Origin of the sequence: Sphingobacterium sp. BIGb0165 (assembly GCF_024810095.1) — a bacterium.
Lineage (GTDB): Bacteria > Bacteroidota > Bacteroidia > Sphingobacteriales > Sphingobacteriaceae > Sphingobacterium > Sphingobacterium detergens.
Genome location: NZ_JANUEB010000008.1, coordinates 375,554 through 386,777, shown reverse-complemented (window position 1 = coordinate 386,777; position 11,224 = coordinate 375,554). Strand labels below are relative to the sequence as shown.

7 protein-coding genes are annotated in these 11,224 nt (G+C 38.7%); all 7 read right to left on the bottom strand.

Annotation, left to right across the window (positions count from 1 at the left end):
* Nucleotides 1–22 precede the first annotated feature (22 nt).
* The 7 genes from M2408_RS19995 to M2408_RS19965 all read right to left on the bottom strand — a co-directional run bounded on the left by M2408_RS19995 (nt 23) and on the right by M2408_RS19965 (nt 11,101).
* Complete coding sequence (locus M2408_RS19995; RefSeq protein ID WP_259186147.1) at nt 23–1,618, bottom strand: M60 family metallopeptidase; 1,596 nt, start codon at nt 1,616–1,618, stop codon at nt 23–25.
* 184 nt (nt 1,619–1,802) lie between these two features.
* On the bottom strand, nt 1,803–2,792 hold the full coding sequence (locus M2408_RS19990; protein ID WP_259186146.1) for a DUF5007 domain-containing protein: 990 nt from the start codon (nt 2,790–2,792) through the stop codon (nt 1,803–1,805).
* 5 nt (nt 2,793–2,797) lie between these two features.
* On the bottom strand, nt 2,798–3,484 hold the full coding sequence (locus M2408_RS19985; protein WP_259186144.1) for a hypothetical protein: 687 nt from the start codon (nt 3,482–3,484) through the stop codon (nt 2,798–2,800).
* Nucleotides 3,485–3,495: 11 nt separating this feature from the next.
* Entirely contained in the window at nt 3,496–4,944 is a 1,449-nt protein-coding gene (locus tag M2408_RS19980) for a RagB/SusD family nutrient uptake outer membrane protein (RefSeq protein WP_259186143.1), read from the bottom strand.
* Nucleotides 4,945–4,955: 11 nt separating this feature from the next.
* Nucleotides 4,956–8,108 carry a SusC/RagA family TonB-linked outer membrane protein gene (locus tag M2408_RS19975; protein ID WP_259186142.1) on the bottom strand — a complete coding sequence of 1,051 codons (3,153 nt, stop codon included), beginning with the start codon at nt 8,106–8,108 and terminating at the stop codon, nt 4,956–4,958.
* Between the two features lie 646 nt (nt 8,109–8,754).
* The gene (gene lepB, locus M2408_RS19970; RefSeq protein ID WP_259186140.1) at nt 8,755–10,332 is read right to left on the bottom strand and encodes a signal peptidase I; all 1,578 of its coding nucleotides are present in this window, start codon (nt 10,330–10,332) and stop codon (nt 8,755–8,757) included.
* A 34-nt stretch (nt 10,333–10,366) separates the two neighbouring features.
* Complete coding sequence (locus tag M2408_RS19965; protein WP_259186130.1) at nt 10,367–11,101, bottom strand: hypothetical protein; 735 nt, start codon at nt 11,099–11,101, stop codon at nt 10,367–10,369.
* Nucleotides 11,102–11,224: the final 123 nt, after the last annotated feature.

Sequence of the window (11,224 nt, the reverse complement as noted above, 5' to 3'; positions counted from 1 at the left end):
CTTGTTCTATACGTCGTCAATACTAATTGTCTCTTAACGTAGTAAGATCTACTTTAGGTTGGGACAAGTTCATATTCTTAATAGACTTCTTGCATTCATCAACCATTTCCTGCGTCATTGTATAAGTATACTTTCCGTAATCATCATACTCCAATGTACCGATATAAAAGAATCCATACTTATCGAAGAAATCCGTCAGATCTATTTTGGCAACCTCACATGCTGTTTTGACAAAGTTTAATTGATGAACAGCTGGGTTCCGCTCGCCCATCATCCTATCGGAGCTCCAATCCGAACGTCCTCTTCGTGAAGGTTTAACGCTATTCTGTTGACGAAAAGCCTCAAATAGGTCAGCATAAAAATCTGGACGCTTTCCAATTCCCTCAAAATATAACTGTAATTGCCAGAAAGGGATCAAACGATTAAATACATCAGGATCGGATAAATAGGAAATTCTCTTCTCAATAATACTGGATTTGGCTTTTTCAAAGTTATCCTGCTCAGAAACGCGTGTTTTATTACCAAATGATCGTGTTACATATAAAGAAAACAGGTTATTACTCACTTCACCAAGTCCCCCCCAATTGAACATTGGTCGCGTTTGATGCACATGTCCTACTTCATGGCTAAACCCCCAGCAGGGATCTCCTTTAATTACTGAAGCAGGATCAACAACCATACCCATCGCATAACCGACTTTGTCACCCATATAGGCAACACCATCCCCGTCACGGAACATGTAATAATTATAATTTACCCGTGCAAGGATGCGATTCTTAGGAACTTTTTTATATTTTTCCAAACCCATCAAACGATGCTGTCTGAATACTAAAGAATCATAATTACTGATCAGTTCAACACCTCTCCCATAGGCATATTTCTTCATTGCTTCTATGGGATAAGCTGTTTGTATATGTTCGCCCTTTGCATCCATAATTGGAAAGACTGCATGATCAATCAGACTGTCCCATTCTTTGTTCCCCTGTTTTTTTATATCAAAATACCCGTTTACCTGTCCAGTTGGAAAATGTACAGTAACAGGTTTTTCTTTCTCAGGTTCGTCAGAGAAATAATCGATATAAGCTAAACTTCCAAAATCATTGAGCTGGATAATATTCACGCCATTATGTAGTCTAAATTCTTGCTTTTCTAATCCCCAGCCTTTCGGGTCCTCTGTAGGTTGGGTCGGATCCGGAGCTTTACGCAACCAATTTGGCACGACTAGGTTGACTTCTTTCCCATTTGCAATCCCATCCACAATGACAATATGCCGCCCTTTTGGAAGGTATACCCCAGTCATATTTTCATACTTACTATAGCCATCACCAATACTCAACTGATGACCCAATGTCGATGGATTCAATAAGGCAGAATAAGTTGCATATCTATAGTCTTTACTGTATTTACCATCCAGCATAGATAGGGCTACTCTGCGCAATGTGGTGTCACCAATCTGGTCGACCTGCTTTTTCTTAATACCTTTTTTTAATTTTAATGCGAATGCATCTTCGAACACGGAAAGATCCGCATAGGTCTGCTTAAAATCCTGAGCAGATTGTGCCATTAGATTGGAACTCACCAATAGCCCCACTCCTAAGGCCATAAATTTATTTATCATATCGATTATTATTTTGGTTACATCTTTAATTCAGCTATTAACTGGTATACATATAATTTATTCTATTTCCTATTCAACAAATCTAAAATCCACATTGTTCAACCACATAAAAAACAATTGTTCTATTATATGAAAAGGAGGTATACAAAAGCACACCTCCTTTTCATACAATAGCATATGATAACTAATTCACCCTCGTCACTTGCGGAACTATAACCTCCACTTGGTATGTCCCTGGAACAAATGCTTGAAAAGAAAATCTCGCATTACATGAATAAGTATTATAAGGCAAGTCTAGACTATCATCAAATTTGACATAAGGCGCTGGAATTCGGTAATAATAATTAAATCCGTTGCCCAATGACACCAATGGGAAAGGCAACACACCATAAACAAACTCCATCCGATCATCAAATAACGTAGTTGAAATAGAGTAATCTTGCATTGTCTGTAAAAAGCCTCCAGCAGTTCCCGAATTCGGACGTCTCGCTATTTCACCTTTTTTAGGATTAAACGGAAGACCGTTTTTATCAACTATTTTCACAACGACTTTGTTTTCTCCAAGTCCCAAATACGTCACTTTAATATGGCTCGCATTGCTTGGGATAGATTTTGTAGTCGTTTCCGCCCCAACCTTCATAGCAACAGTAGATCTAACTGCCGGGACATCGAAGTAAGGTGCTTCAACCAATGAAAATTCACCAATCGCTGGATATGTTCTGGTTCCAACTGCATTTTTTATTTCGAGATCAAAAACATAGTTACCCTTTGGAAGCTTCAGGGTATTTGGAGTTGCCTCAATTGCTCCTGAAAATTTATTTATACTTAACGCCGTCATTACAGTATCTTTTTGTTTTGCGGCAATCAAGTCCAATGTAGTATCCACTTTGGAATCGTATAGTTTTTTCCAGATTTTAATAGGAAATGTTTGCAAGAAAATGTCTGTCACATCTTTTCCTGTTTCTTTCTGGTATACTTTCAACAATTTCACCTCAATAGGCTTGCTAGAGCCGGCAGGATTTATTGCCGTTGAAACTGTAGATCTTCCCATTTGAATTTCTATGGGGAGCGTTTCGTAGCGTATAATGTCGCTCAAGTTTCCCTCCGGTATTTTTTTACATCCTACTAGTGCAAGTGCCACAAGTCCGATAGTATATATTAATTTACTTTTCATAGTCATTAACGATAATAGAATAAAACATGTGAATTACTTAATACATGTACCACACCCGTAGTCGTCTGCGCATTAGAAGTTTGGACTAATGTACGGCTACCAACAGGTGGAACAATTGATTTCACATCAAAAACATCACCAATAGCCTGATACAGATAGGTAAATAACACTACCCTTGGAATTACAGTAGAGTTTTCATTATAACCTAATGCAGGATCTCGTGTTTCTTCATACGAAATGATAAAATTGCCCCCTTTGTTATTTTTATATTTTTTACCTGCGGCTGTTAGTCTATCATTTGTCAATTGTTCTTTTGTGATATACATATCAATAGAATCCGCAAATCGCCCCAATTCATATTTCATAATTGAGTCTACGGTCCACATTTTTTTTGGATCTACTTTTTGGACCTGTCTCGTCCGAGCTTGCACATAGTTATAAACATCATAGTCTGTCGGCGCAAAAAAAGTAATGCCCTGCGCATTGATCTTATCCTTCACACCCGCCTTATCGATCAGCATTAGTACCGTATCAAAAACACCATATTTATTGCTCTTCATCCAATCATAGGTAGTCATATTAATCTTTGGATTATGAAGGTCACCACCAACAAAATAATCGTTCTTTTTGCATGAACTAATAGCTACTATAATTCCCAATAGGCAAGCTATATTTACAATAATTTTTTTCATAATTTCTCTAATTAATGATTTTTCCACCACGGATTCTGCGTCAACAATTCGTTCTGCGGCAATAGGTTGCGCATATCCAAAGGCCAAAAGTATCCTTTGTTAGCAATTCTATCAGCCGAATAATAAGCCGAATATTCATCAAGTTTCTCAAACATATTCATCCGAATCAAATCAAATTGAATGACCCCTTCTCCGATGAGCTCCCTTCTCCGTTCTCTGAATATTTCTGTAAACAATTCTTCACCGGAAACTTGTATCTCCTTGAGTCCTGCTCGCTTTCTAATTGTATTTAAGTCATTTAATGCAAGTGCTGTCTTACCATTCTTATAATAAGCCTCCGCTCTCAATAAAATAATATCTGCAAGACGAATTAATACCAGATTATTACTAACTGCGTACTTCCCTTCTCTATACTCGACAACATGATCATATTTGCGAATAGTTTTCACCTGCGCATTATCTGGGAACGGCATTGACATCGAATCCAATCTTGCTTCAGGCTCATCAAACTCTGTTTCAAGAAATTCTGATTCAATATTCCACACTGAACCACTGCCTTTACCTGGGATACTGGCACTTGACAAAAATCTACTAAAGAAATCTTCAGTGAATTCATTTCCACTCTCACTATACAGCATATTCAATTCAAAGATTGACTCTTTAGAATTACCCTGCCATATCTTGCGATAATCTTTGACGTCTTCTAAAGCATATCCAAGTTTTAAGGTCTCGTTCGCGTACTTTTCAGCATTAACATAATCGTGTTCCCAAGCACACACTTCAGCCATTAAAGCATTGGCAGCTCCCTTGGATGCAAAACTCTTTGTAGAATTCTGCTGAAGATTAGCTATAGCATACAATAAATCTTCCTTACAAAACGTTAGGGTTTCCTTTTCTGATGTTCTCCCCATGTCCGGGATATTTTGAGGATCTTTAAAAGTCTCTTTGACTAGTAGCACATCCCCCCAGACCCGCTGCATATAAAAATAAGTGTATGCCCGTAAGAAGCGAGCGTTTGAAATATAGCCCTTCTTCTCCTCCTCCCCTCCTCCAAACAATTTGATATCCATCGCTTCGGCTTGCTCAACAATTAAATTGCATTGATTAATCACGCCATAGAAACGTGTCCAGTTCCACAAACTACCTTCCAGGTAAGGAGCATAGCTAAATTTATAGCCTCCTGACCTTGACAAATCACTCATATTCCAATCTTCAGCCCCAGGGTGTACTATTCCGGACGCAATATCGCCGAATATAAAGTAAGACCGATCTGCACGGAGTGAATTGCGCAATAGCGCATACGCACCCAAAGTTGCCCTATTCACATTTTCTCCATCCTTCCAGAATACTTCATCATAAGTGCTATTTTCTGGCTTCAAATCAAGATATTTCGAACAAGAGGAATTAAAAAACATGAGGCCCGACATCCCGATTAACGATAATATATATTTAAATTTCATTTTGATCGCTTTTAAAAGTTAACTTCTAAACCAATTGTATATTTTCTAGGCAAAGGATACGCCCCACCGCTGTACTCACCCTGAGGCGTTACCAATTCAGCATCGGGTACGGAAGCTTTCTGAAACGTGTGAAGATTATCCAGCATACCATAGAATCTAATATTTCGTGCACCTATTTTTAATCTTTCTACGATATGTTTCGGTAGAAGATATCCAACAGAGATTGTTTTGATTTTGAAATAGGTTCCATTTTCATTAAACATGGTACTAAATGGAAGGTATTGATAGAAATAACTTCCGTAGGGAGATATCGATGGAAAGTTCGCTTGATAATTAGGATCTTTGGCCTTTTCTGGAGTCCAGTAATCCAGACCTTCTAAATCAGGCAACCTATTATTTGTGAATTTAGTTACATTTCCACCAATAGCATTGAACTGGTTACTTTTTAAGTTATTAATAATATCACGACCAATCGTAAAGGTATTTAACATACTGATCGAAAAACCTTTGTATATAAACTCATTATACAGACCGCCTGTAATACGTGGATTAGGATTACCTGTCAACATTAAGTCGCCGTCTGCAGCCCCTTTATCCTCATCGCTCCACGTATCCCAATCTTGATTTACATCTGTCCAAATCGGGTAGCCCGGTTTAACAGGGTAATTTCCTTTAAAAACAGTGAGCGGCTTTCCTGTTACCGGATTTACAGGGATCTGATCTTGATGTGAATATACGCCTTGATACAACATTTGAGCCCAGCGATATATCGGGCTACCTACAGTGTACAATAACTGTTGATTATATCCCCTAGAGTCTGCATAGAAACTACGGTCGCCAAAGGGCAATGAACCAATTCTATTTTTATTAAAAGTCATGTTTAGATTTGTATTCCATTGCAATGCACTTGTCTTAGATAGATTTTTAGTCATAATAGTCAGGTCAATACCTTCATTATAAACTGACATTGGAACATTAAACGATAACTTTGTGTAACCGGTGTAATATGGGAATGAAAATCCCATAATTGGATCCTTAAGCACCTTTCTATAGGCGTCGAACGTTACAGTTAGACGATCATTGAAAAGACCCAAGTCGAATCCAATATTTGTTTGCTCTGATTTATTCCAGGTCAAATTCTTTAAAGTCAATGGCTTGGCAAATGATGGCACAGCGAATGTTGTACCATTATAAGTATCGGATGACAATGCCCAAACATTATATGGTGCATAAAAATCCTCTGGTAGCACACCTGACCTTCCCCAGCTTCCTCTTAATTTAAACAGGTTAACCCAGTCAAATTTTTCCATAAAACTCTCATCGGAAATAACCCAAGCTCCAGACAATGCAGGAAAAGACCCCCACTTTGTATTGACACCAAATCTTGAAGATGCGTCTGCACGCCAAGATGCATTGAAAATATAACGTGATTTATAATCATAAGAAAACTGTCCCATATAAGACAGCAGTCCAGACTCAACTTTATTGGTACTCGCGATTAAGTCCTTAGTCGCGACACCTTGGATGACATGAATATCGTCCGTAGGCAGATTAAACCCTTCCGTTTTGTGAGATAGCTGTTTATCATATTGAAAGGACTGTAATGCTGTTAAATTAATTGTATGTTTATCGTTAAATGTCTTGATATAATTCAGAACGTTCGCGATATTATAGGTATATGCATTTCTGCCAGTCGATGCAGCATAATTGATTCCCTGATTAAGTTCTCTAGGTTGAAATTGGTTTCTACTATCGAGATTTGCTTGTACAGACCCCTCCAATGAGTATTGCAAGCCATCAACAATGTCCACATAGGTTTTTGAGAATATATTGATATTATCGGTCTGATTATCATCTTTCAATTTATCATATTGACCCAGATAGAAATCATAATCCGCTTGGCCAAGACCTACAAAAGAAGAGGGCATCTCTCCCTGGTTAACAGGAACAACTTGATCAATACCTCTACCGAGGCCGCGTTTGCGATTAATTCTCGCTGCTGACACCATAAAATCCGATTTTATAATTGGTGAAAGCGTAAACCCAAAATTGCCCCTAATGGAATAGCGTTTAAAACCTGTATTACGGACAACACCATCTTCGTTATAATATCCAGCAGACAATCTATAGTTAACCGACTCACTTCCACCAGAAATACTCGCATCGGCATTATCGATATTGCCTGTGGTATAAAATAGATCTTGCCAATCGGTAGCATTATTATAACTACTGTTTAAACTATCGGTCAAAGGTTGTGTAAATCCACCCATTTGACTCCAAGAAGCATATTGGCTTAGGATATCCATCTTTGTCCGTCTTTCCGCAGCACCTCCCAATGTTCTTTGCAATTGAGGGCGCTCTGTAATTCCCCGGTAATAAGATGCCCGTATAGATGGAATTCCCGCCCGGCCTCGTTTCGTCTTAATTACAATTACACCATTCGCTCCACGAGAACCCCATACAGCTGTTGCTGCAGCATCTTTTTGGACAACAATGCTTTCTATATCATTGATATTTATACCAGCGATATAGTTTGTACCGGTTGCAGAAGAACCACCTAAGTCAGAGACCGATAGTGGCATACCATCAATAATATACAATGGTGAACTCATGGTATTTGCCAGGTCGACTTCAGAATTTAGATCTGGGGATATCGTCGTATTTCCACGAACGGTGAAAGTATTCCTTGCTCCGGGCTCACCTGTAAAGTTTTGAATGTTGACCCCTGCTACGCGTCCTTGTAACAGACTTTCGAAACTTGGTGCAGGCAGATCTTCAATGGTCTTTCCTGAAATCACTTGGACAGCACTGGTTGTCTTTTTGACCGATTGTTTTTGATACCCGACAACAACAACTTCATCCAATGACGAATCGTCACTCGAAAGGACCACCGGTGGAGCTTGTTGTGTTGTAACACGGACTTCTTGTTTTTTAAAGCCGACACCAGAATAAACCAATGTAACTGGAAGGCTTTTTACGGATAAGGTGAACGAACCTTGCTGGTTCGTCGACGCTTGATTTGTTGTACCTCGTTCGGTGACGGTCATGCCCGCCAGCGGTTGCCCTTTGCCATCTCGAACGATCCCCTCCAATGGGATTGTTTGACCGAAAACATGGAAATAAGACAACAACACGAGAAAAATCATAGGTAAGATTCTCTTCATATTAATTTAGTGTTAGTGCTAGTGAAGGTAGATCAAAAACTCTAGTCACACAAAAATTACATGCCTATAAAATAACCTTTACGATATATTTTATCATATAAAACTCCTCAATCGATTGCGTAACATTCACGCAATCGATTGAGGAAAATACAGTACAAAAGTGCCATTTAATGAGATACAGCTAAAAATAACCCATATCACTAAGAACAATTACCACAAAAAGCTATCTCCGCAAAAAAAGAAAGAAACAAATAAAAATAAACACTATACTTAACTATTAGGATAATAAAAACACTCTCAACTAGCTCGTAATTTTTAAATTAAAATAGAAATCTCTAGAAATACACCTTATTTCAGATCAATTAAATACGGAAAAATCGCAATTCAACGAAATTTAAAGAGCGAGTCATATCTTGGTAAGAATCATACCATAATTACCAAGATTGTTCCTAAAAACACAGCATGATTAGACCACTTACTTTTGACAGGAACACAAGGTACTACTGGCTTCACACAAATTGCATCACTCAATCAAAATGCAGCAGCTCAAGTTCGCTGCTTGAAAAAATAAACAAATAGAAAAAGCAATACAAATAGAAAGGGGATGGTCTTGCGGTCTTCCCCTTTCTATTTCATTTTTGTCAATCTAATGAATACCTTTAAAAATGCGGTTCCAACGTATTTTAGAAAGCCCTTTTCCATTTGTATTCCAGCTCATCCAGGTAAATAAGGCTTTACCCACAATATGATCCTCGGGCACAAAGCCCCAATCCCTTGCGTCCAACGAATTATGCCTGTTGTCTCCCATCATCCAATAGTAATCCATTTTAAATGTGTATGAGTCCGTCTTGCTACCATTCAAGTATAGGCCATCAGCTTTTTTCTCTAATCGGTTATGCTCATAGACCTGAATGGCGCGTTGGTAAAGAGGTAAGGTCTGCGCATTCAAAATAACTTTCATACCCTTTTTCGGAATCACAAAAGGTCCAAAATTATCATAATTCCATCTGTACTGCGGATCATTTGGAAACGTGTTGATCTGAGCTTCCCCCGGTTTCCCAAGATTCATCTGCATCGATTTGACATTGGACCATGATTTCACCATTTGAGCCTGCTCTTGGGTTAGAAAAACAATATAAGCTCCGGGCTGAAGCAACCTTATCTCGATGCCCATGTCTTTCATTCGTTGTTCATCCAAACCTGTTTCATCGGTCATCACGATATAATCCATCTGACTTTCTGGTGCGATAAAACCAGGTTGGTCATTTACGTATAATACAGCCTCTTTCATACTGATCTTGTCCCCGGGCATTCCAACACAGCGTTTGATCAAATGCTCTCTTTTATCCACGGGACGTGTTTTAATGGTAAATTGCTGGTGTACGGCTTCATAACCCATTGAGCGCACCAAATCATAATAAGGTTGGTCTTGATTCTCTATCGCGACAGTATCCCCTGCTGGTGCATTAAATACGATAACATCATTCCGCTTGATCTGCTGGAAACCTGGAAGCCGTTTGTATGGAAGCTCAATCAATTCAGAGAAAGCCTTTCCACCAATAACGGGCATTGTATGATGTGCAAAAGGAAATGCAATAGGTGTATTGGGAATACGTGGTCCATAATTCAATTTACTCACAAATAAATAGTCACCGATCAAAAGCGACTGCTGCATAGACCCCGAAGGGATCATAAAGGCTTCCAGTAAGAAACCTCGGATCAATGTTGCTGCAACAGTTGCAAAAACGATCGCATCCGCCCATTCACGGACCATGGATTTCTTATAGGGATACTTGACTTTGAATTCATTGTAGGATTCGTGCAGCAACCCCAGTTGGATTTCCTTTGTCATTACCTTTCCTTCGCTGTTTGCCGTTTTGAGCTTTTTGGCATAAATTCCATTGAGAAATTGGACATTTTTATCTCGCCCCCAAAGTGGTAATACGATAAAAGGTAACAATACCGCAGCGCAGTTTTCCCAAAATCTTCTCTTGCCAAAACAATGGATAAAATCCAGGTATAAATTATAAAAGACAAAGACATTCACAATGGGAACGATCAACAACACAATATACCAAACCGGTCTATTGGTGATCTGCCCCTGAATCCATTGACTATAAACCGGAACAATACCCTCCCAACCACGACGCCCCGCCTTTTCAAATAAAAGCCAAAAACCATAAGCTGCGATAATGGTCAGTACAATAAAAATAATAAGCCCCATATTTCTTTTCTATAGAAATGTAACTAGATAAACGTTAATAAATAAACAACCTGGATGAATCCAACGGAGACTCTTTCGCGCGCTGTAACTCATTGTATCTCATAATATATTTGATAAATACATCATAATTATATTTCTGTTCTTTTTCAAATTCGGCAAATAATTCGGGTTCATCATTTATCAGACGCGCCAATGTCAGTGTACGTTTCTTTTTGTTCCCACTAAATAACCCACTCGAATTGCTGTTTATTTCAATAACCTCACCAGTTGCTTTCTTGAGCGCATAAGCATATTTTGACTTCGTAAATCCGACACCAATCATTGGCGCAGCTCCACCGCTACCAATCATCATTCCGCCACTGCCTCCAAAATGTAATTCGGAAACAAAGTAGGCCATAATTTCACCATCGACAAGAACTTCTGCAAAAGTCGGTTCCAGGTCTTGCGCCTTTCGGACCTGATAGGTCTGCAGAGAAGTCCCTGGCACTGGATCCAGCCCATTTTCTACATAGGATGGTGCATATACCTTCTTTTTGGATTGCCAATAAGCACGAAACACCTGATCTGGGGTAAAAGTCAGCTTTTCTTTTTGTAAGTTCTCAAATTTTAGTTTACGATCCTTGACCGAAGAGATCTTTCCGTACAGCGTGTCCGCATTCATCAATACGAGATAATCGGCATTTATCTGAGTTACCTGTGCATGAATTACAGTTGAACTACTTAAAAAAAGCAAGAAAAAAACAACCCAAAAATTTGATACCAGTCTCATAAACCACTATTTATACATGTAAAGCTACATAAAAATACATGATTCAGCTATAAATCTTCGAGCTTTAACCTTTCTTAAGTAAATCCATTTCTTGCAGTGATCGCACGTTTTGTCTTATCAGGA